The following is a 21,094-nucleotide window of genomic DNA, read 5'->3' as shown; positions in this document are numbered from 1 at the left end:
CCGGTTCCCACTTTCAGCCTCACGCTCTAGCCGCTCGCGCGCCCGCTATCCGAGCCGGGCGAAAGCGCGTCCCAGCCTCGAGAAGATGTCCTCGAGGTCTTCGGGGCGGCTGGTCAGGATGGGCGCTATGGCGATGGTGTCGCCGTTGGCGCGGATGGAGAGGCCTTCCTCGTAGGCCGCGAGGAAAAGCGCTTGTCCGCGTCGACCCGGGCCTTCCGGATCGGCCGCCAGAGTCAAGCCGCCGGCGAGACCGAGATTTCGGATGTCGATGACGTGAGGCTTGTCGCGGAGGCCGTGCATCAGGTCCTCGAACAGGGGCGCGAGCGCGGCCGCCCGCGCGTAGACGCCCTCTTCTCGCAGCACGGCCTGCGTCGCCAGGCCCGCCGCCACGGCGAGCGGGTGCGCCGAATAGGTGTAGCCGTGGAAGAACTCGATCCCGAAGGCGGTCGCGTCCATCATCGTGTCGTGGATTTGGCTGGACGCGATGACCGCCCCCATCGGCGCGGCGGCGTTGTTGACGCCCTTGGCCATGGTGCAGAGGTCGGGCTCGACGCCGAAGAAGGTCGCGCCGTTGGGCGAGCCCAGTCGGCCAAAGCCGGTGATCACTTCGTCGAAGATCAGCAGCACGCCATGCTTGGCGGTGATCTCCCGCAGGCGCGCGAGATAGCCCGCCGGCGGAATGAAGACGCCCGCCGAGCCGATCATGGGTTCGACGATGACCGCGGCGATCGTCGAGGCGTCGTGCAGGGTGATCAGGGCTTCCAGTTCGGCCAGATAGGCCATGGGATCGCGATCGGGCTGCCCCCGGGTGAAGCCCGAGACCTTGGCGTCATAGGGGAAGGGCAGGTGGTCGACGCCAGGTAGCAGCGGGCCGAAGGCCTTGCGGTTGTTGGGCATGCCGCCGACCGAGACGCCGCCGAAGCCGACGCCGTGATAGCCGTTGATCCGGCCGATCAGGCGGGTCCGCGAGCCTTCGCCCCGCGCGCGGTGATAGGCCAGAGCCATCTTCAGCGCCGTGTCGACCGCCTCCGAGCCCGAATTGGTGAAGAAGACGTGGTTCAGCGCGCCAGGGAACTGGTCGGCGATCTCCGTGGCGAGGCGGAAGGCGTCGGGCGTGGCGAAGTTGAAGGCCGGCGAGTAGTCGAGCCGTCGCGCCTGCGCGGCGATGGCCTCGGCGATGCGCGGGTGGCAGTGGCCCAGACCCGAGCACCACAGTCCCGAAAAGCCGTCCCGGACCTTTCGGCCATCGGCGGTGAAATAGAACTGCCCCTCGGCCGCGACGAACAGTCTGGGGGCCGCCTTGAACGCCTTGTTGGGCGTGAAGGGCATCCAGTAGGCGGAGAGATCGTTGGCGGGGGCTTGGGTCATGAGGATGCGGTCTCCGGCGGAGAGTAAGGGGCGTTGGATAAGGTGTCGTCGCGGACCGCGACGGCGAGTTGGACGAAACGACGAGCGACATCGCCTCGGCCGTCTCTAAGCAGGGCCAGAAGCGCCACGCGCGCCTTGGCGGGGCTTAGCGATCCGCCTCCCAGCAGACCGCGCGACAGCAGGTCGATCTCGGCGCCCGCATAGCCATAGGTGCGTTCGCATAGAATTCCGCCCGTCCGACTGCACAGCACGACGGGAGCCCTGCTGGCGAGGCGGCCCAGCACGGGGGCGAGCTTTTCCGGGACGTGGCCGGCGCCCAGCGCGGCGATGACCCAGCCGTCTATGCCCGCGTCCTCGCCCAGCGTGAAAAGCGTCTCGTCCATGTCCAGGCCGATCGTCGCGATCCAGACGCGCGGCGAAGCTCGCCCGCGCGCGGGGGCGACGCTGGGCAGGGGCGGGAAGGCGGGGCGAAGGGCGATAAATCGGCCTTCATGCAGTCGGCCGCGCGGGGCGTGGTCTCGGCTCGAAAAGGCGTCGAGCGCGGTGGTGTCGGTCTTCTGGACGTGTCGCGCGGCATGAACCTGGCCATTCATCACCACGACGACCTCGGCCCCGGCGCTCGGAGACGTCACGAAGGTCAGGGCGTCGGCGAGATTGGCCGGACCGTCGGGGCTGTCGGCCGAGGCGCCGCGCATCGCGCCGGTGAAAGCCACCGGCAGGGAAGGCGTCCCCAGGAGCTCGGTCAGGAACGCGGTCTCTTCCAGCGTATCGGTGCCCTGGGTGACGATGACTCCGTGACCGCCCTCGGCGGCGAACTCGGCGATGAGGCCCGCCAGGCGCTCGACCAGGGGGAAGTCCAGGTTGGCGCTGGCGGCGCGGCCGAGGTCCTGGCGGATCAGCTGCGCCCGCGGCGTCCGACGCGCCAGATCGGCCGTCAGCGCTTCGGCGCCCAAGGCCGGGTTGAGCCCCGCGCCGTCGGAACGCATCGAGATGGTGCCGCCCAGCGAGATGATCTTGATCTTCGGCCGCATGGTCGTTTCGTCGAGATCCGACGTCAGCCCCAGAGATCAGAACCGAAGCGGAGCAGCCGGCCTTGCTCGTAGCGCATCGCGCAGGCGCGATCGTCGAGAAGCAGCGCCGGACCGTCCAGATCGACGAAGTCACAGCGGGTGCCCAGCACATAGGCGGGCGCGGCGCCCAGCGAGGTCGGGCCGCTGCAACCCAGCATGACCTTGAGCCCAAGGGCGTGGGCGGCGCGGTTGAGCGACAGGCCAGGGGTCAGACCGCCGACCTTGTCGAGCTTGATGTTGATGGCCTGATAGAGTTTCGAAAGGCGGGGCAGGTCGTCCTCGCCCGAACAGCTCTCATCGGCGCAAAGCGGAATGGCGCCGCGATAGTCGACCAGAGCCTCGTCTCGTTTGTGATGCAGGGGTTGCTCGATCAGCTCGACCCCGAGGCGCGCCAATTCGGGCGATAGGCTATTCAGCGTCTCGATCGTCCAGGCCTCGTTGGCGTCGACGATGAAGCGAACGCCTGGACAGGCCGCCGCGATGGCCTCCACGCGCTCCAGAACGTCCTCGCTATTGGCCTTGATCTTGATGATGCGATAGCCGCGTTTGACGGCGGAGACCGCGTCGGCCCGCATCTTGGCGGTTGGATTGATGCCGATGGTCAGGTCGACCTCGATGGAGTCGGCTCTTTCGACGCCGGTCAGGGTCCAGATATCCTTGCCCGAGGTCTTGCATTCGAGATCCCAGAGCGCGCAGTCGAGCGCGTTCCTGGCCGAGGTATTGGCGACCCGGCGGGCGACCGCCTCTCGCGTCGCGCCCTCATGGAACCACTCTCGCGCCGCCTCCAGCGCGTCGGCCACGTCCTGCGCCGTCTGGCCATACTGGGGCAGGGGCGCGCATTCGCCTCTGCCGACGTGACCGCCCGCCCGCACCCAGACGGTCAACAGCTCGGAGTTGGTCTTGGCGCTGCGCGAGATGCGGAACGTTTCGGCGTAGGGCCACTCCTGATAAGCGAACAGAAGCTCCATGATCAGGCGACCTCGAACAGGCCGGCGGCGCCCTGGCCGCCGCCGACGCACATGGTGACGATGGCGTACTTCTCACCGCGACGACGAGCCTCGCGCAGGGCGTGGCCGACCATGCGCGCGCCGCTCATGCCATAGGGGTGGCCGATCGAGATGGCGCCGCCATTGATGTTCAGCCGTTCGTCCGGAATGCCCAGACGGTCGCGGCAATAGAGCACTTGGCACGCGAAGGCCTCGTTCAGCTCCCACACCCCGATATCGTCCATCGTCAGGCCATGACGGGCGAGCAGCTTCGGGATGACGAACACCGGGCCGATGCCCATTTCGTCCGGTTCGCATCCGGCGACCGCGACGCCAAGACACCAGCCGAGCGGCGCGAGGCCGCGCTTTTCGGCCATCTCGGCCTCCATCACCACCACCGCCGCCGAGCCGTCGGACAGCTGGCTGGCGTTGCCCGCCGTGATCGTGCCGCCGTCGCGCACAGGGGCCAGGGCGGACAGGCCCGCCAGCGTCGTGTCGGCCCGCGCGCCTTCGTCCTTGGTCACCGTGATGGCGCGCTTGGAGGTCTCGCCGGTCGCCTTGTCCGTCACGACCATTTCGCAGGTAACGGGGATGATTTCGTCGTCGAAGACGCCCGCCGCCATGGCCGCCGCCGTCCGCTGCTGGCTCGAGAGCGCGTAGAGGTCCTGGGCCTCGCGCGAAACGCCATAGCGCGCCGCGACGATTTCCGCCGTGTCCAGCATGGGCATGTGAATGGCCGGCGCCAGACGGATCAGGCGTGGATCGGGGACGCGGGAGATGTTCATCGCCTTGGTCTGGGCCAGGCTGATCGACTCGACGCCGCCGGCCACGACGCAGCTCATGCCGTCGATCGCGACCTGCTTGCAGGCCGTGGCGATCGCCATCAGGCCGGAGGAGCACTGGCGATCGATGCTCATGCCCGCCACGGAGACCGGCAGGCCGGCCGCCAGCGCGCCGAGCCGACCAATGTTGAAGGTTTGGGTGCCTTGCTGGATGCTGCAGCCCAGCAGGCAGTCCTCGATCTCGGCGCCCTCAAGCCCGGCGCGCTCGATGGCGGCGGAGATCGCGTGCCCGGCCAGCGTCGGGGCCTCAAGGTCGTTGAAGGCGCCGCGATAGGCCTTGCCGATGGGGGTTCGAGCCGTCGAGACGATGGCGGCGCGCTTCATGAGCTTCTTCCTTGTCGCGTGGGGTCAGTCGCCGGTGAATTTCGGCGGGCGTTTCTCGAAAAAGGCGGCGACGCCTTCGCTCAAATCCTTCGAGCGGGCGGCGACCAGATACTGGTCGCGGTCCATGACGCTGACCGCTTGGGCGTTGGCCAGGGCGGCGGCGTTGACCGCTTCCTTGGTCATCCGGACGGGCAGCGGCGGCAGGGCGGCCAGGCGCGCCGCCCAGCGGCGGGCCGCCTCCAGCGTGCCGCCGCTTGGCGCGGCCTCGTCGCAAAGCCCCCAGGCCAGGCAGGTCTCGGTGTCCAGCTTGTCGCCGAACAGGGCCATCCGCTTGGCGCGGGACGGACCGACGAGGGCGGCCAGTCGGGGCAGGGTCTGCCAGCTCATGTTCATGCCGAGGGGGATTTCGGGCAGTCTCATGTGGGCGCCGTGGCCCATGATCCGGAAATCGCAGGCCACGGCGAGCGCCGCGGCGCCGCCGATGCAGAAGCCTTCGATGGCGACCACGGTGGGGGCCTCGATCTCCTCCCAGGCGCGGCAAAGGTCCGGTCCGGCGGCGACCTGGCAGCGGAGGTCGAGCAGGGTGTTGGCAGAGCCGTTGCGGCCGCGCGCGGCGCCCAGATCGACCCCGGCCGAGAAGAAGGTCGCCTCGCCGCGCAGGATCACCGCGCGCGAGGCTGGATGGCGACGGAGCCGACGCGCCAGCTCGGTCAGCTCCAGCATCATGGTGGGATCGAGGGCGTTGCGCGCCTCGGGTCTCGCCAGGGCGACCTCAACCACGCCGTCCGAGGCCGAAACCTGGAGTCGGGTCCAGTTGTCGGTGATGTCCGCTCCTATAGAGCCCATGGCAAGCACCTGAAAATGCGCCGAAAATTCCTTTGTTTTGGAATTTTCTTGCACCCTGAATATAGACAGTGATTACATGTGGCTCGCGAGATTGCAAGAGAGGCCGGCGAAATGAATCCCCATGGTTCCACGCTCCTGGAAGGCGCGCCGGCCAGGCTGGAAGCGCGCCCGGCCGTCCGTGCGCTACCGACGTCGAAGATCCGGGAAATCGCCAACGCCGGCTTTGGAAAGACCGATCTGGTCAAGTTCTGGTTCGGTGAAAGCGATGCGCCGACGCCGGACTTCATCAAGGCCGCCGCGATCGAGGCGTTGAACGCCGACGCGGTCTTCTACAGCCACAACAATGGCGTCGCGCCGCTGCGCGAGGCCCTCGCCGACTATCTGGGCGGCCTTCATGGGAAGGGCTTTTCGCCCGCCCAGATATCCGTGACGAGCTCGGGCGTCTCGGCCCTGATGATCGCCACGCAGGCGCTTGTTTCCCCCGGGGACGAGGTGGTGGTCATAACGCCCGTCTGGCCGAACGTGACCCAGATCCCGGCCATATTGAACGCCCGCGTCACGCGCTTCGCGCTCAGCCCCTCGGCGGAAGGCTGGAAGCTCGACCTGGACCGCCTGCTCGCCAGCGTCACGTCCAAGACCCGCCTGCTTGTTCTCAATTCGCCGGGCAACCCCACGGGCTGGACCATCGAGGCCGATGACCAGAAGGCCATCCTGGAGCACTGCCGGAAGCTGGGCGTTTGGATCCTGTGCGACGATGTCTATGAGCGCCTGACCTATCGCCCGGGGCCGTCGACCGCGCCCTCCTTCCTCCGGATCACCGAGCGGGAGGACCGGGTGATCAGCGCCAACAGCTTTTCCAAGGCCTGGCTGATGACCGGCTGGCGGCTGGGCTGGCTGGTCGCGCCGCCCGAGCTGGAAGAGGACCTGGGCAAGCTGATCGAATTCAACACCTCGTGCTCGCCGGTCTTCGTCCAGGCCGCCGGCATCGTCGCCCTGCGCGACGGGGAGTCCTTTGTCGCCGGGCTGCGGGACGAGCTGCGGGCCAAGCGAGACTTTCTGACCGGACGGCTGGGCGCGCTGAAGGGCGTCGTCGCGCCGCCCCCCGAAGGCGGCATGTACGCCTTCTTCCGCATCGAGGGCGAGGACGACTCGGTCTCCCTGGCGCGGCGGCTGATGGAAGAGGCGCGCATCGGCCTCGCGCCTGGAGCGGCCTTCGGTCCCGAGGGCGAGGGCTGGTTGCGCTGGTGTTTCGCCGTCAGCGACGCCCGGCTCCAGGAAGGGGTTCGCGGTCTGGAGGCCTGGCTCTCGGCCAGGGCGGGCTAAGGGGCGATCGAGGAGCAGGCGTCATGTCGAACAATTCCAAGGGCCCCAAGGGCTATGTCATCGCGCGGGTCACCGTCACCGATCCGGAGGCCTACCAGCGTTACGCCGACGGGGCGCGCGAGGCGATGCGAGAGCACGGCGCGAAAATCCTGGCGCGCGGCGGGCGCTTCGACGCGATGGAGGGCGAGGCCCGTCCTCGCAATGTCATTCTCGAATTCGACAGCTTCGAAGCGGCCCGGAACTACTGGCGTTCGGAGACCTATCAGGCCGCGCGGGCTCATCGGCTGGGCGCGGCGGAGATCGAACTCTGCATCGTCGAAGGCGTGGAGGAGAGCTGAGCGGGGCTCAGCGCTCGGCCGCCTTTTCGGACCGCTCTTCGCGCGCGAGCTTGGCCGCTCTCTGGCGCAGAATCTTCTTGTCGATCTTGCCCAGGGTGACGCGAGGCAGATCCTCGACCAGCACGATCGTTTCGGGGCGCTTGAAGCTGGCCAGCTTGTCGGCGCAAGCCGCGAACAGGGCCGGGCGAGGATCGGCCGAGCCCGGCGCGGCGATGACGAAGGCCATCGGGGTCTCGTCCAGCATGGGGTGCGGCTTGCCGACAACGGCGACCTCGGCGACCAGTCCGGTGGCCAGGAGCACGCGCTCGATCTCCGACTCGGCGACGTTCTCGGCGCCAACCCGCAGCATGTCGCGGTCGCGCCCCTCGAAGGTGACGCCCGTGCGGTGCAGGCTGACCCGATCTCCGGTCTTGAACCAGCCGCGTTCGTCGAAGGCGGCGGCGGTGGCCGTCGGATCGTTCAGATATTCCTGGAACAGGGAAAGGCCGCGCACGCCGCGTATCCAGAGATGGCCGGTTTCGCCGAAGCCGACCGGCGCGCCGGCCTCGTCGCGAATCTCGATCTCGTAGCCCGGCGTCGGGGTTCCCATCGATCCGATCCGGCTTTTGAGATTGGTCGTCGAGACCAGCGGCAGGGAGACGGTCTCGGTCATGCCGAACCAGCCGAGGCACGGGATGCCAAAATGGGCGAGCACGGTCGGCGGATCGACCCCGCCCAGGCCCCATAGCCGGAAGCTGTTCGCCGGCACTGGCTTCGCCATCAGGGCCTTCAGCGTGAACGGGATCTGGATGCCCCAGGTGCATCCGTGCTGGGTGACGCAATCCCAGAACCGGCTCGCCGAAAAGCGGCGCTGGAAGACGAGCGTCGCGCCCGCCCACAGCGTGCTGAGGTGTGAATAGGACAGCGCGTTCGTGTGATAGAGCGGCAGGCAGGCGTGGCCGATATCCTCCGGTCCGACCTGACAGGCGAAGGCGCCCATCCGTCCGCCCCACAGCGCGTTGGCGTGGGTCCAGACGACGCCCTTGGGTCGTGAGGTCGATCCCGACGTGTACTGGACGCTGTTGAAGGCGAAGGGTTCGGGGGCGCGCAGCGGCGCCAGGGCGGGATCGCCGGCCGCGAGGTCCTCGAAGGGCGTCAATCCCGCGGGGGGAGGCGTGTCGGGCGTCTCGCCGCCATCGGTGGCGGTGCAGGCGACCTCCGCGAGGTCCGGTCCAGCCTTGATGACGTTCGCGGCGTGGCAGGGTTCGGTCAGGGCGATGCGCGCGCCCGAATGGCTGATGAAATAGGCCAGTTCGTCCACCGAAGACCGGGTGTTGGTCGTGACCGCCACGGCGCCGAGGCGCGAGCAGGCGTGCCAGGCCATCAGGAACTCGATGCAGTTGTCCATGTGGATGAGCACGGGCTGGCCGAGGCCGACCCCTCGCGCGGCTAGTCCCCCGGCGAGTCGCGTGACGGCCTCATGAAAGGCCGCGTAGGACCAGGTTTGCGGATCGCCCGCGACGGGATGGTAGATCAGAAAGGGGTGATCGCCCCGGCGCGCGGCCTGGTTTTCCAGCAGATGCGGAAGGTCCTGCCCCATGAAGGGGTGTAAGGCGGACGGTTCCAGGCCAACGGTCACGACGTCTCTCCCTTTTTATATGAGCGGTGATTACATTGACAGGGTCGCGAAAGCAAGGCTTGATATGATCACTGTTAATATGTTCGGGCTCGCGATATGCCGCTTAGCGATAGAATGCGCCGCTTCTCCGAGGCGCTCTTGCCGGTCAATCCCGTCGCTGGCGTCGACGAGACCTGGTCCGCGGCCGAGCGGTTGGCTCACTACAACTGTCCGGGCTTTTCGGTCTGTGTCATCGAGGACGGCGAGGTCGCCGACGCGGCGGGCTTCGGCGTCAAGACGCCAGGCGGAGAGGCGGTCGAGGCCGACACCGTTTTCGCGGGGGCTTCGATCAGCAAGCCTCTGGCGGCCGTGCTGGCCCTTCAGCTCGTCGACCAAGGCGAGGTGTCGCTGGACGCGCCGATCAACACCTATCTGAAGTCCTGGCGTCTGCCGGAAAACGACCTGACCCGTCAGGTTCCCGTGACGCTGCGGCACCTGCTCAGCCATCGGGCCGGCACGACCGTTCACGGCTTTGGCGCCTATCCGCATGAAAAGCCCGCGCCGAGCCTGCTCGACGTTCTGAATGGAACGCCGCCTTCGCCAACCCCCGCGGTGGTGGTCGACAAGCTGCCAGGGATCTCCGTGCGCTATTCGGGAGGCGGAACATCCATCGTCCAGCTGCTCCTTGAGGACCTGACCGGCAAGCCCTTCGCGGCGCTGGCGCAAGAGCGTCTGTTCTCGCCGCTGGGCATGACGCGCACCACCTTTGAACAGCCGCTGCCGGAGCGGCTTCGGCCCTTCGCCGCCGTCGGCCATCATCCGGACGGCTCACCGGTCGCCGGGCGCTACACGTTCACGCCGCAGCTGGCGGCGGGCGGGGTCTACACCACGGCGCCCGACTACGCGCGCTTCATGATCGCGTGTCGCAAGGCCTGGCTCGGAGAGCCCAACCCGCTTCTCTCGCGCTCCATCGCGCGAGAAATGATGACGCGCCAGGGCGGCGGCCAGTTCGGCCTCGGTTGGGAGGTGTTCGGCGAGGGCGCGTCAGCGCGCTTCGGGCACGGCGGTTCGAACGAGGGCTATCAGTGCAACACCGTCTGCGGCTTGGAAAAAGGCTGGGGCGGCGTGGTCCTGACCAATAGCCTGAGCGGCCTGATCCTCTATTACGAGGCGCTGAACGGCCTGGCGCGAGCCTTCGATTGGGACGGTTATCTGCGGCCGCCCCGCGAAATCCGGACGCTGAGCGCCGAGGAGCAGGCGCGCTATGTCGGCCGCTTCCGCATCACGGCGGGCATCGACGCGCCCCATATCGACATCTGGAGCGAGAATGGCCAGCTGCACAGCCATATCGTCGGCCTGATCCTGCCGCCTCGCCCGATCTATATGGACGAGAACGGCCGCTTCTTCTCGCAGCAGACGCCGGGTGAAAGCCGCATCGAATATGGCCCCGATGGGCGGGCCCAGCGCCTGATCGCCTATGCCGAGGGCGAGACGGAACTGCTTCGGGCCGAGCGGGTGGAGGAGGCCGCGTGAACGCTTCCGCCGTCGTCCGCCTCGCCGACTACCATCCCTATCCGTTCCATGTTCCCGACCTGATGCTGGACATCGCGCTCGACCCGAAAGAGACGCGGGTGCGTTCGGTCCTTCGGATAGAGCGGCGCGAGGCCGGGGGCGGCGAGCCCCTGACGCTCGACGGTCAGGACCTGGAATTCGTCTCGGCGTGGCTGGACGGCGTTCCGCTGGATCCTTCCCGCTTCGAGGCGACGCCGGACCGTTTCGTTCTGCACGCCGCGCCCGACGCCTTCACCCTGGAGCTGGAGGTGCTGATCCGTCCCGACCAGAACCCGGGCAAGAAGGGCCTTTTCTGGCACGCCGGCGTCCTGGCCACCCAATGCGAGGCCGAGGGCTTCCGCCAGATCACCTATTTCCCGGACCGCCCGGACGTGATGACCCGCTATCAGGTCAGGCTGGAGGCGGACGCGGAGCGCTTCCCCGTCCTTCTGTCGAACGGCGATCTCGTGGAGGAGGGCGTCAAGGGCGGACGCGCCTTCGCCCTTTGGAAAGACCCCTATCCCAAGCCGAGCTATATCTTCGCCGTGATGGCGGGCGAGTTCGGGATCGCCCGGGATAGCTGGAAGACGCCCTCTGGCCGCGAGATCAAGATCGCCATCCACGCCCGTCCGGGAGAGGAGGGGCGTTGCCGCTTCGCGCTGGAGGCGCTGAAGTCCGCTCTGGCCTGGGAGGAGCGAACCTTCGGTCTCGAATACGATCTGGATCTCTACAATATCGTCGCGCTCGACGACTATTCGGGGGCGCAGGAGAACAAGGGTCTGAACCTCTTCGGCGCCGAGGGCGTCATCGCCGACCCCGCCATCACCACGGACGAAGAGTTCTCGCTGATCCAGCGGATCATCGGGCACGAATATTTCCACAACTGGACGGGCAACCGCGTCACCTGCCGCGATTGGTTCCAGCTCAGCCTCAAGGAGGGGCTGACGCGCCTGCGCGACCAGCTTTTCATGGAGGACGTGCTGGAGCCGGGCGCCTTCCGGATCGAGCAGGTCAAGGCGCTGCGGCGCAACCAGTTTCCCGAGGACGACGGCCCGGCGGCTCATCCGGTGCAGCCGGACAGCTTCTCGGAGATCGAGAACTTCTACACCAACACCATCTACGAAAAGGGCGCAGAGGTCCTGCGCATGTTGCGCAGTCTGGTCGGACCCGAAGCCTTCGCCGCGACGATCCGCGAGTATCTGGCGACCTTCGACGGCCAGGCCGTGACCATGGAGGACCTGTTCGACCTGTTCGCGCGGCGCAACGGGCTGGACCTTGGCCTTTTCCGCAAGTGGCTGAAGCAGGCGGGTCGGCCGACGCTCACGGCCCGGGGCGCCTATGACGCCGCGGCCCGGCGTTACACGCTCACCCTTTCCCAGACGGCGCCCGACAAGCCGGGGCCGGGCGGCCCCCTGCACATCCCGGTGAAGGCGGCGCTATTCGCGCGCGACGGCAAAAGGCTTTGCGAGCCGCGTCTTCTCGAGCTGAAGGCCGAGGCCCGGAGCTTTGTTTTCGAGGACGTCGCGGAGGCGCCGATCCCCTCGATCCTGCGCGAGTTCACCGCGCTGGTCAGCCTGGATCTCGATCTCGCCGACGCCGACCTCGCGGTATTAGCCCTCCGCGACGACGATCCGTTCGTGGCCTGGAACAGCGTCCAGGACCTTATGATCCGCGCCATCCGAGCCATGAGCCGCGAGGAGCTGGCGGGGCGATCGGGCGAGCCCCCCGAGGCCGTTCTCGACCTCGTGGCGCGCCTGCTGGAGCAGGCGGAGAGCGCGCCCATGCTCACGGCGCTGAAGCTCGCCCTTCCCGACGAGCCGGTCCTGAGCGAGGGGCTGGAAGAGATCTCACTTGATGGCCACATGCGCGCCCGAGCGCGGCTCCGCCAACGGCTCGCCGAGCGGTGCGGCGCGCGACTGTTCGCCTTGCACGAGGCGCTGGGCGGTCTCGACCCTCAGGACCGTTCGGCTCAGGCCATTGGCCGCAGGAGCCTGAGATGCGCCTGCCTCGACCTCATGCTTGGCGCAGGCGGCGACGCGGCGGTGCGGGCGGCGCTGGACCAGATCGAACACGGGCCGTCGATGACCGAGCGGTTCGAGGCGCTGAGCCTTATCGCCCATGTCGACTCTCCGGCGAGGCGCGTGGCGTTCGAAAGCTTCTACCAGCGCTACAAGGATCAGCCCCTGGTCATCGACAAGTGGTTCAAGGCCTACGCGCTTTCTCGCGCGCCGGACGCGATCGACGAGATCATGGCGCTGGAAGCCCATCCCGCCTTCGACATCCGCAACACCGCTCGCGTCGTCGCCTTCTATGGCAGCCTGTTCCGGCAGAACCGCGTGACCTTCCACGACCCCTCGGGCAAGGGCTACCGCTTCCTCGGCGACCGGCTGCTGATGATGGATCAGATGGGGGGAGGGCGGCCCAGCTATTTCACGCCCCAACTCGACCAGTGGCGGCGCCATCTTGAGCCCCGGCGGGGCCTGATGAAGGCGGAACTCGAACGTCTGGCCGCGACGCCTGGGATTACCGCGCGTCTGCGCGAAGTGGTGGAGCGCGCCCTTGTCTGATCTCGTGTCCGCCTTTCTGCCGACCGCCGAGGATTTGGTCCTCCAGGGCATGGAGAGGCAAAAGGTCCCGGGTTGCGCCCTCGCCCTGATCGAGGGCGGCGAGACGGTCGCTGTCCGCGTCTTCGGTCTCGCGGACGCCGAGAAGAATGAGCCTGTGACTGAGGAGACGCGGTTTAGCCTGCAGTCGATCTCCAAGTCCTATGCCGCGCTCGCGGTCATGGTTCTGGTCGAGGAGGGGCGTCTCGACCTGGACCAGCCGATCAATCGCTATCTCAAGCGGTTCCGCGTGACCGCCGCCGGGGCGTTCGACCTTGATCTCGTCACGCCGCGTCGCCTGCTGTCTCACCATGCGGGCGTCACCGAGGCGGGGTTTCGCGGCGTCGGGCTCGACCAGCCGGGCTTCACCCTGATCGACGCCATGCAGGGCCGCCTTCCGCCGCCCACCGAGGCGCAAGAGCGTCACTATGCCTATTGGGGGCTGCGGCGGGACGATGATCTCGTCGCCGTCACGCATCCGCCGGGCGAGGGCTGGCGCTACTCGAACGCCGGCTTTGGCCTGCTGGAGCTGGCCATCGAGGACATTACGGGCCTGTCCTACGCCGCCTTCGTCGAAGAGCGACTCCTGCGTCCGCTCGGCTTGTCCCGCACCGGCTTCGAACGGATCGAGGGCCTACCCTTCGCCTCGCCGCACGACCGGGAGGGAAGGGTGACAGCCGACTATCGCTGGCTTTGCCGCGCCGCCGGCGGGGCCTACGCCACCGTCGGAGATCTGGCGACTTTCGCGGGGGCGGAGATCGCCGGAGGCGAGGGGACGCCGCCGGGGCGCGGAGTCGTCAGTCCCGCCTCGCTCGCGATCCTGCACACGCCTCACGGCGACGCCGATTCCTTGCCCGATCTGCCGATGAAGGCCGGGTTGGGTCACATCTTGGTCGATGCTGGCGGGGTGCCGAACGTCCACCACTCCGGCGGATCGATCGGCTGGCGCAGCATCTATTCGATCTTCCCGACGCTGGGCTCGGGCATCTGCATGGTGATGAATGGCGAGGCCGCCAACGAGCTTTGGCAGCCGGTCGTTCGGGCCTGGACCGAAGCGGTTCTCAAGCGCCGGGCTTGAGGTCCGCGCCTGTCTCGGGCCCGAACGACGCCGGGCTTAGCCGACGACGCCTTGCGGATTTCCGGCCAGCTGACCGCCGTCACAGGTCAGGATGGCGCCGGTGACATAGGTCGCGGCCTCGGAGCAGAGGAAGGCCGCCATATCGGCCACTTCGCGCTTTTCCCCATAGCGTTGCAGGGGGATGGAGCGCGTGATCCGTTCGGCCATTTCCGGCGTGCTCGACAGTCGCCTCATGCCTTCGGTCTCGGCGATCGGCCCGGGCAGGATCGCATTGACGCGCACGCCCATCGGCCCCCACTCGACCGCCAGGGCGCGGGTCAGCATGTCTATCCCCGCCTTGGCGGAGCACACGTGCGCCTGGAAGGGCATGGCCTGCTGCGATTGCACGGCCGAGATGTTGATCAGCGACGCCCCCGGACGCCGCAGGTGCTCGAAGGCCGCGCGCAGCACGTTGTAGGTCCCGTTCAGGTCGATATCGACGACGGTCCGGAAGGCGTTGGCGCTCATGCCGGCGGCGGGCGCGACGAAGTTGCCGGCTGCGCCCGAGACGACGAAGTCAATGCCGCCGCCCTTGGCCGCGAAGGCCGAGACGGCCTCCGCCACCTGGTCATACTGGCGCACGTCCCCCGTATAGCCGCTGGCGTCGATACCGTCGGCGCGAAGGCTCTGGACGGCGGCGTCGATCTTGTCCTGGGAGCGGCTGAACACCGCCACCTCCGCGCCGAGGGAGCCTAGCCTGCGCGCGATTTCCAGGTTGATGCCCGAAGAGCCGCCGGAAACGAAGGCGCGCTTGTTTTCGAACAGGCCCGGGGAAAAGACGTCGCGCATGAAAGCTCCTCTCTATGGGGCGAGGCGTCAGTCCGTCTCGACCAGCCGGTTGTAGCGACGCAGGATATCACGAACGGTCTCGACGGGCAGGGCGCGGACGGTGAAGTCGTTGATCCCGCTCATGGTCTCGTTGGCGAACATGCTGTTGAGGATGGCCTCCTCGACGGCCTGGATGGTGGCCTCGTAGAAGCGGCTCATCGCCGCCTCGCCGACGAAGCTGGCGCTCACCAGACCCTCGTGTTGGCTCACGGCTTCGGCGTTCGCGGTCGAGAAGGCGAGGAACAGGTCCCCGGACTCGTTCGAGGCGATGCCGCCCGTCGCGGAGATGCCGTAGGCGGCGCGGCGGGCGATCCGGCGCAAGTGGTGCGGGGCCATGGGCGCGTCGGTCGCCACGACGCCGATGATCGAGCCGAATTCGGGCGGGGAGAAGTCGACGATCGGCAGTTCGAGGCCCACCGGAACCCCGGCGATCCGGAGCAGATGGCGCTTGCCGAAATTGGACTGGACGAAGGCGCCGACCGTATAGGTTTCGCCGGCGAACTCGACCTGGCGCGAGGCCGTGCCCGAGCCGCCCTTGAACTCGAAGCAGCGCATCCCGGTGCCGCCGCCGACGCTGCCTTCCTCGATCCAGCCGCCCCGCGCGTCCTCGAAGGCGTCGATGACGTCCTGTTCCTTGACGTGGTGGCCGTTGATGTCGTTGAGCGAGCCGTCATGCGTCTCAGCCGCGACGGGCAGATAGAAGGGCTGGTCGGTCTTCTCTCCAGGCTGGTGCTGGCTGTACAGCCACTTCGCCGTGACATCCCGTGTCAGGCCGCAGGAGTGGGTGTTGGTGATGGTGATCGGGCCGTCGAAACGCCCACGCTCCTCGACGAAGGCCGCGCCGCTCATCTCGCCGTTGCCGCTCATGTTGAAATAGCCCGCCCAGACGGCGCCTTCGGGCTTTTGCCGGCCGCGCGGGAAGATGGCGGTGACGCCGGTGCGGACGGGACCCTGGCCCACGACCAGCGGCCCCGAGCCCTCGATCAGGGTCTTGTAGCCGACCTCGACGCCCGCGACGTCGGTGATGGCGTTGGCAGGGCCGGGTTGGCCCACGAAAGGGACCCCCGCGCCGCGCGCCCGAATCTTGCCGGCCGGCGTGGTGCGATATTCCTGCCTCATGCGGCGGCCTTCCTCAGGGTCGAAAAGGCGACGTGAGCCTCGTTGATGACGTGGTCGATGTCCGCCTCGGTCAGGGCGGTCGACAGGACGAAGAAGCCCGGCGCGCCCATCAGCACGCCGTTGTCGAGCATATGGCGGAAGAAGTGCTCGGCCTTGCGGCCCGCCTCCGGATTCTCCATCCGCGCCTTGGCCATGTCGCGGAAGGTTTCGCCTGAGCCCGACATGTGGAAGAGGCCGACGATCGACGCCGCGCCCGTGACCCTGGCGGTCGCGCCGGCGGCCGAAGCGGCTTCGGCAAGGCCTTTCCGGAGGCGGTCGCCAAGCCCAGACAGCCTGTCGAACGCGGCGCGATCGAACAGGCGCATCGAGACGGCGCCCGCCGCCATGGTCAGTGGGTTGGCGTTATAGGTCCCGCCGTGGGAGACCTTGGCCTTGCCGCCGCGCGGGTCGAACACGGCCGTCATGATCTCGGCCGAACCGCCCACCGCGCCGACCGGAAGGCCGCCGCCGATGATCTTGCCCAGCGCCGTCAGGTCCGCCCGGACGCCCAGGACCTCTTGAGCGCCGCCATAGCCGAGGCGAAGGCTGTAGACCTCGTCGAAGATCAGGAGGGCGCCGGCCGCGCGGGTCTCTTCCCGCAGCATCTCCAGGAAGGCGGGGGAGGCGGGCCGATAGCCCAGGTTTTTGACGAGGGGATCGACCAGAACGGCGGCGAGTTCGGCGCCGTGGCGCTTTATCAGGCGTCGACCGCCCTCGACGTCGTTCATCTGCAAGATGATCACGTCCGCCGCCGCGCCGGGGCCCGAGCCCGGCTCGGAGACGCCTCGGCCCTCGTCGGGATCGCTCCATTTCGACGGATGCGGATAGGTGCTGACGGCGGCGGTGTCGTCGCTGCCGTGATAGGCGCCCTCGACCTTGGCGATGAGGCGGCGGCCGGTGAAGCCGCGCGCGGCCTTGATCGCCATCATCACGCCCTCGGTGCCCGAATTGGCGAAGCGGATCTGCTCGACCGAAGGCAGGCGCGCGCAGAGAAGCTCGGCCAGCTCGATCTCGGCCTCGGTCGGCAGGGAGACGGCCTGCAAGGTCGCCGCCTGGCGCGTGATCGCCGCGGTCACTTCCGGATGGCAGTGGCCATGAATCAGCGAGGAATAGTTGTTGATGAAGTCGAGCCGCGAGACGCCGTCGACATCGGTCACCCGCGCGCCTTCGCCCTTGGCCGCATAGACGGGATAGGGCGGAAAATAGACCGTGTGGCGCGAGTTTCCGCCGGGCATCACCTTGAGCGCTCGCTCGAACAGCGCCCTCGATCCGGGGTGGTCGTCAGGGAACATCCGTCTCCTCCTGTCGTCGGCGCTGCCGCGCTCCGGGCGTGTTAATGTGAGCAATGTATATATTCTGATCAACCGGCGTCAATCGCGCGACTGAAAATTCGCGACCCGCTTATCCCTTCTGGACAATGGCTTTTTAGTGTGCCGATGTAAGCGGCGATAATTTTTCGACGGGGAGGTCGAATGTTTCGTTCCAGGCTTGGCTCGGGTCAATCCCTCTCCGCCTTGCAGCGTGTGGTCTATGGAATGCCCTCCATGCCCCACGCCTTTATCGCCCTGCCGCTCTACATGCTGCTGCCGGCCTATTATGCGGGCCACACCCATATCACCCTGGCGCAGATCGGAGCCGTCGCCGCGCTGGGGCGGGTGTTCGACGCGGTTTCCGATCCGATCATCGGTTTCCTCTCCGACCGCACCCGCGCGGTGTTCGGCACGCGCAAGCCGTGGGCCGTCGGGTCGATGATCTTTTGCGCCCTGTCGGCGACGCGCCTGTTCCAGCCCCCGGCGAACGCCGATGTCGGCTATTTCGCGCTATGGTCGGCGCTTCTCTATGTCGGCTTCACCATGTTCGAGGTGCCGAATTCCGCCTGGGGCGCGGAGCTGAGCCGTGACTATGTCGAGCGTTCGCGCATCGGCGCGGCGAAGGCCATCTTCAACATCGCCGGCAGTCTGGCGTCCTATCTTTTGCCCATCGGCCTCTATTTCTACACCAAGAGCACGGCGATCAGCGGAACCTCGTTCGCGGTTCTCTCCATCGCCTATGTGATCGCTTTTCCGCTCTTCATGCTTCTGTCCTTGATCATCGTCCCGAACGGTCCGGTGGTGGAGAACAGGCGGGTCGCGCTGGGGGCGGTTCTGTCGAGCCTGCGGCGCTCGGCCGTGCTGCAACGCTTCTACGGAATAACCGCGCTCTGGGGCCTGGGCGAGGGCTTCTTCATGTCGACCACCTTCATCTTCATGACCGACTTCATGGGGCTGAAGGAGCAGTTCCCCTTCATCATGGTGGCGCTGTTCGTCGCCGAGATGGTGTTCCTGCAAGTCTGGACGCCGATCCTCAAGAAGATCGACCGGCACAGGGCGTGGGCCTTCTGCGTCGCGGCGATCGTCTGCCTCTCGCCGATCGTTCTACTGCTGCCCAAGGGATCGGCGGGTTTTCCCTTCTTCATCGGGCTCGTGTGCGTGCGGTCGTTCTTCGGCGCCCCGACCAACTTCCTGCCGGGCGCGGTGCTGGGTGACGTCATCGACCACGACGCCCTGAGGACCGGCTCGTCCAAGGCGGGGAACTTCTTCGCCATTCAGATGCTGGTCATCAAGGTGATGATGGCGCTGGGCGGCGCCTGCGCCTTCCTCATTATGGACAAGGCCGGCTACAAGGTCGGCCATCCGAACGGCGAGGTCGCTAATCTGGGCCTTCTCGCGGCCTATATCGGCGCTCCGCTGATCTTTCATCTATCCATGGCCTGCCTGGCCTGGAACTTCCCGATCACGAGCCGCAAGCATGGAATCATCCAGCGTCGCCTGGAGGCGCGAGCGCGACGTCTGGAGGCCAAGGCCGCGACCGAATGAGGGAGGCGCCTCTCAGCCCATATCCTTGATGAAGGTGCGGGTTAGCGCCTCGACATAGCGGATCAGGTCCTTCCGCGTGCCGGACGGGTTCGAGATCATGTCCGTCGAGATGGCCACCGCCACCCCGTATATGAACGAGAAGAAGGCGTAGGTCCGCTTGCAGTGCTCATGCGACCAGGCGATATCGTCGGCGCGGAAGAAGTCCTCGCCATAGACGATTTGCGTCAGGGTCGCGAGCGAGCGGTCCGCCAGTTCCACATATTTCGGGTTCTGCTTCGGATTTTTCGAATAGCCGAACATGATCCGGAAAAGCTGAGGCTTTTCGAGGCCGAGCTCGACGGTCTTGACCGCGCACTGGACCATTGCCTCCTCGCGGGGAAGGCCGCGCTTGAGGAGGCGGCGCATCATGCGGATGCGCTCCTCGAAGCCTTTCGCGGCGATCTCCAGAAGCAGGAATTCGAGGCTCGGATAGTGATTGTAGAAGTTGGCGGAGGTGACGCCTACTTCGCGGCAGAGGCGCCGGGCGGTGATGTCCTCGACGGTTTCGGTCGCTAGGATGCGCTCGGCCGCCTCCATCATGCGCAGCGGAACGTTCCCCTTGTGATAGGGGGCGTTGGCGCTGGCCGGCTCGGCGCCGGTGGGTAGAGAGGCGGTCATCGCGGCTTCATGGCTCCTTCGTCCGTGGCCGGTTCAGGCCGGCGCAACTACAACGCCCGCCTTGGTACACTTCGCGCCCGACTTGATAAATGCTGGGGTGGGCGGTGTCTTTCGATCGCCGTTTCAAAGGGATGGAAACGTCCATGGCGCGTCCAGTTCCGCCAGGCGAGCCAGCCTGAGCAGGATATCGTCGCGGTGACGGCGCGCGGTGATCTGAAGTCCGACGGGCAGGCCATCCGAGGTCAGGCCCGCCGGAATCGAGATCGAGGGATTCCAGCAGGCGTTGGCCAACATGCCGAACGGTTCCGCGCCGGTGTAGGTCGCGTCGCGCCCGTCGATCACCGAGGGGATGGGATCGTCGGCGCCATAGGGGGCGCACGACGTGGCGGGCGACAGGAGAAGGTCGACCTCGGAGAAGAGATCGGCCACCTGCCGTTCAAGAAGATGGACGTTCTCCCAAGACTTCTTGACGTCGACCTCGCCGCGGTGCTCTCGGAACTTGGAGAGCAGCCGTTGGACCGGGGCGGAGAGCATATCGAACCCGTCCGGCAAGATGCCGTCGCGGGTGAAGTCCTCCTCCAGAGTCGAGCCAAAGATGGCTCCGAAGTCGCGGTAGATGTTCACCGGACGGAAATCGACCTGGGCCTCCGCCAGGCGCGCGGCGCGCATCAGTCGTTGCGCGGCCTCGCGCGCGATCGCGGCGACTTCCGGCTCGACCGGGGCGTAGCCATGGTCGGGCGTCCAGAAGGCGCGCAGGCCCGACACGTCCAGCGTCTCGATCGCGTCCTCGAAACGGCCGGGGTAGGCGGGCAGTGACTGGCGGTCGCCGTCATGCGGGCCGCTGGCCACATCCAGGTGACGGGCCGCGTCGGCGGCGGTTCGGGCGAGGGCGCCATGCACCGACCAGTTGGAGAAGCCGTTCATCTTGGGAATTCGGCCGTGGCTGGGCTTCAGGCCGACGAGACCGGTGAAGGCCGCCGGTTCGCGGATCGAGCCGCCGGCGTCGGTTCCGGTGGCCAAGGGCGTCATGCCGGCGGCGACGGCCGCCGACGAGCCGCCGCTGGACCCCCCGGGCGTCTTGTCGAGGTTCCACGGATTTCGCGTCACGCCATAAAGCCGCGAGGTGGTCGCCGAATCCATGCCGAATTCCGAGGCGGCGGTGATGCCCACGATCACGGCTCCCGCGGCGCGCAACCGCGCGACGTGGCGCGAGTCGGCCTTTTCCGGCGGATTGTCCTTCAGGAACCAGCTGCCTTGGGTGATGGGGAAGCCTTTGCACGCTTCCATGTCCTTCACGCCCAGCGGCACGCCCGCCAGCGGGCCAGGATCCTCGCCAGCCGCCACCGCTTGGTCGATTTCGTGGGCGCGGGCGAGGGCGCCTTCCGCGTCGACGCGGATGAAGGCGTTGATCGCCCCGTTGTGCTTTTCGATCGCGTCGAGCGCCTCCTTGATCCGATCCGTCGCCTTCAAGGCGCCTTTTCGAACCTGTTCCGCCGTTTCCACCGCCGTTCGCATAACGCTCATCCACAGAAGGTTGTCGGGTCTGACCTGTCGGTAGCCGCGGCGCCGATCTTATAGGCGCCAGGGTGTCGCCGGAACAAGCCAGTATGAGCAGTGTTGACATTGTCTTC

Annotated in this window: 17 protein-coding genes; 6 read left to right on the top strand and 11 right to left on the bottom strand. The window is 67.2% G+C overall.

The features are described from left to right. Positions 1-45 precede the first annotated feature (45 nt). From OR37_RS02390 to OR37_RS02370, 5 genes are read right to left on the bottom strand one after another with little or no spacing between them, the layout of a single operon-like run. Positions 46-1,368, bottom strand: coding sequence for an aminotransferase class III-fold pyridoxal phosphate-dependent enzyme (locus OR37_RS02390; protein WP_004615566.1), 1,323 nt, complete (start codon positions 1,366-1,368; stop codon positions 46-48). Further along, the gene (locus OR37_RS02385) at positions 1,365-2,399 is read right to left on the bottom strand and encodes an asparaginase (protein WP_004615565.1); all 1,035 of its coding nucleotides are present in this window, start codon (positions 2,397-2,399) and stop codon (positions 1,365-1,367) included. The genes OR37_RS02390 and OR37_RS02385 overlap by 4 nt, the downstream gene beginning before the upstream one ends. Before the next feature lie 23 nt (positions 2,400-2,422). Next, positions 2,423-3,406: a dipeptide epimerase gene (locus OR37_RS02380; RefSeq protein WP_004615564.1), complete on the bottom strand. Its 984-nt coding sequence runs from the start codon at positions 3,404-3,406 to the stop codon at positions 2,423-2,425. A gap of 2 nt (positions 3,407-3,408) precedes the next feature. Further along, positions 3,409-4,590 (bottom strand): acetyl-CoA C-acyltransferase, encoded by a 1,182-nt coding sequence (locus OR37_RS02375; RefSeq protein ID WP_004615563.1) that lies wholly within the window; start codon positions 4,588-4,590, stop codon positions 3,409-3,411. Positions 4,591-4,614: 24 nt separating this feature from the next. Continuing rightward, positions 4,615-5,436 carry an enoyl-CoA hydratase/isomerase family protein gene (locus OR37_RS02370; protein WP_004615562.1) on the bottom strand — a complete coding sequence of 274 codons (822 nt, stop codon included), beginning with the start codon at positions 5,434-5,436 and terminating at the stop codon, positions 4,615-4,617. 111 nt (positions 5,437-5,547) lie between these two features. Between OR37_RS02370 and OR37_RS02365 the strand changes: the two genes are divergently transcribed. After that, complete coding sequence (locus tag OR37_RS02365) at positions 5,548-6,759, top strand: pyridoxal phosphate-dependent aminotransferase (protein WP_004615561.1); 1,212 nt, start codon at positions 5,548-5,550, stop codon at positions 6,757-6,759. Positions 6,760-6,782: 23 nt separating this feature from the next. After that, on the top strand, positions 6,783-7,097 hold the full coding sequence (locus OR37_RS02360) for a DUF1330 domain-containing protein (protein WP_004615560.1): 315 nt from the start codon (positions 6,783-6,785) through the stop codon (positions 7,095-7,097). Between the two features lie 7 nt (positions 7,098-7,104). Here OR37_RS02360 and OR37_RS02355 read toward each other — a convergent pair whose 3' ends face one another. Continuing rightward, positions 7,105-8,715 (bottom strand): class I adenylate-forming enzyme family protein, encoded by a 1,611-nt coding sequence (locus OR37_RS02355; protein ID WP_004615559.1) that lies wholly within the window; start codon positions 8,713-8,715, stop codon positions 7,105-7,107. A gap of 114 nt (positions 8,716-8,829) precedes the next feature. Between OR37_RS02355 and OR37_RS02350 the strand changes: the two genes are divergently transcribed. Genes OR37_RS02350 through OR37_RS02340 form a run of 3 tightly spaced genes read left to right on the top strand, consistent with a single transcriptional unit; the run spans position 8,830 to position 13,926 of the window. Next, the gene (locus OR37_RS02350) at positions 8,830-10,227 is read left to right on the top strand and encodes a serine hydrolase domain-containing protein (protein WP_004615558.1); all 1,398 of its coding nucleotides are present in this window, start codon (positions 8,830-8,832) and stop codon (positions 10,225-10,227) included. Beyond that, positions 10,224-12,812, top strand: a complete 2,589-nt coding sequence (pepN, locus tag OR37_RS02345; protein WP_004615557.1) for an aminopeptidase N — start codon at positions 10,224-10,226, stop codon at positions 12,810-12,812. Before OR37_RS02350 ends, pepN begins: the two co-directional genes overlap by 4 nt. Continuing rightward, positions 12,805-13,926 carry a serine hydrolase domain-containing protein gene (locus tag OR37_RS02340; protein WP_004615555.1) on the top strand — a complete coding sequence of 374 codons (1,122 nt, stop codon included), beginning with the start codon at positions 12,805-12,807 and terminating at the stop codon, positions 13,924-13,926. Before pepN ends, OR37_RS02340 begins: the two co-directional genes overlap by 8 nt. 36 nt (positions 13,927-13,962) lie before the next feature. Here OR37_RS02340 and OR37_RS02335 read toward each other — a convergent pair whose 3' ends face one another. From OR37_RS02335 to OR37_RS02325, 3 genes are read right to left on the bottom strand one after another with little or no spacing between them, the layout of a single operon-like run. After that, positions 13,963-14,754 (bottom strand): SDR family oxidoreductase, encoded by a 792-nt coding sequence (locus OR37_RS02335; protein ID WP_004615553.1) that lies wholly within the window; start codon positions 14,752-14,754, stop codon positions 13,963-13,965. 27 nt (positions 14,755-14,781) lie between these two features. Continuing rightward, complete coding sequence (locus OR37_RS02330; RefSeq protein WP_004615552.1) at positions 14,782-15,912, bottom strand: DmpA family aminopeptidase; 1,131 nt, start codon at positions 15,910-15,912, stop codon at positions 14,782-14,784. Next, complete coding sequence (locus OR37_RS02325) at positions 15,909-17,243, bottom strand: aspartate aminotransferase family protein (protein ID WP_004615551.1); 1,335 nt, start codon at positions 17,241-17,243, stop codon at positions 15,909-15,911. The genes OR37_RS02330 and OR37_RS02325 overlap by 4 nt, the downstream gene beginning before the upstream one ends. Positions 17,244-17,423: 180 nt before the next feature. On the opposite strand from OR37_RS02325, the gene OR37_RS02320 reads away from it, so the two are divergent. Continuing rightward, positions 17,424-18,806, top strand: a complete 1,383-nt coding sequence (locus OR37_RS02320) for an MFS transporter (RefSeq protein WP_004615550.1) — start codon at positions 17,424-17,426, stop codon at positions 18,804-18,806. Between the two features lie 12 nt (positions 18,807-18,818). On the opposite strand, the gene OR37_RS20560 is transcribed toward OR37_RS02320, so the two are convergent. Further along, the gene (locus OR37_RS20560; protein WP_004615548.1) at positions 18,819-19,463 is read right to left on the bottom strand and encodes a TetR/AcrR family transcriptional regulator; all 645 of its coding nucleotides are present in this window, start codon (positions 19,461-19,463) and stop codon (positions 18,819-18,821) included. Positions 19,464-19,586: 123 nt separating this feature from the next. Further along, positions 19,587-20,933: an amidase gene (locus tag OR37_RS02310; RefSeq protein WP_054508486.1), complete on the bottom strand. Its 1,347-nt coding sequence runs from the start codon at positions 20,931-20,933 to the stop codon at positions 19,587-19,589. Between the last annotated feature and the right edge of the window lie 161 nt (positions 20,934-21,094).

The organism is Caulobacter vibrioides OR37 (genome assembly GCF_000372645.1).
GTDB lineage: Bacteria > Pseudomonadota > Alphaproteobacteria > Caulobacterales > Caulobacteraceae > Caulobacter > Caulobacter vibrioides_E.
Note: the sequence above shows the minus strand (reverse complement) of the source record. Positions and strands in the feature narration are given on the sequence as shown.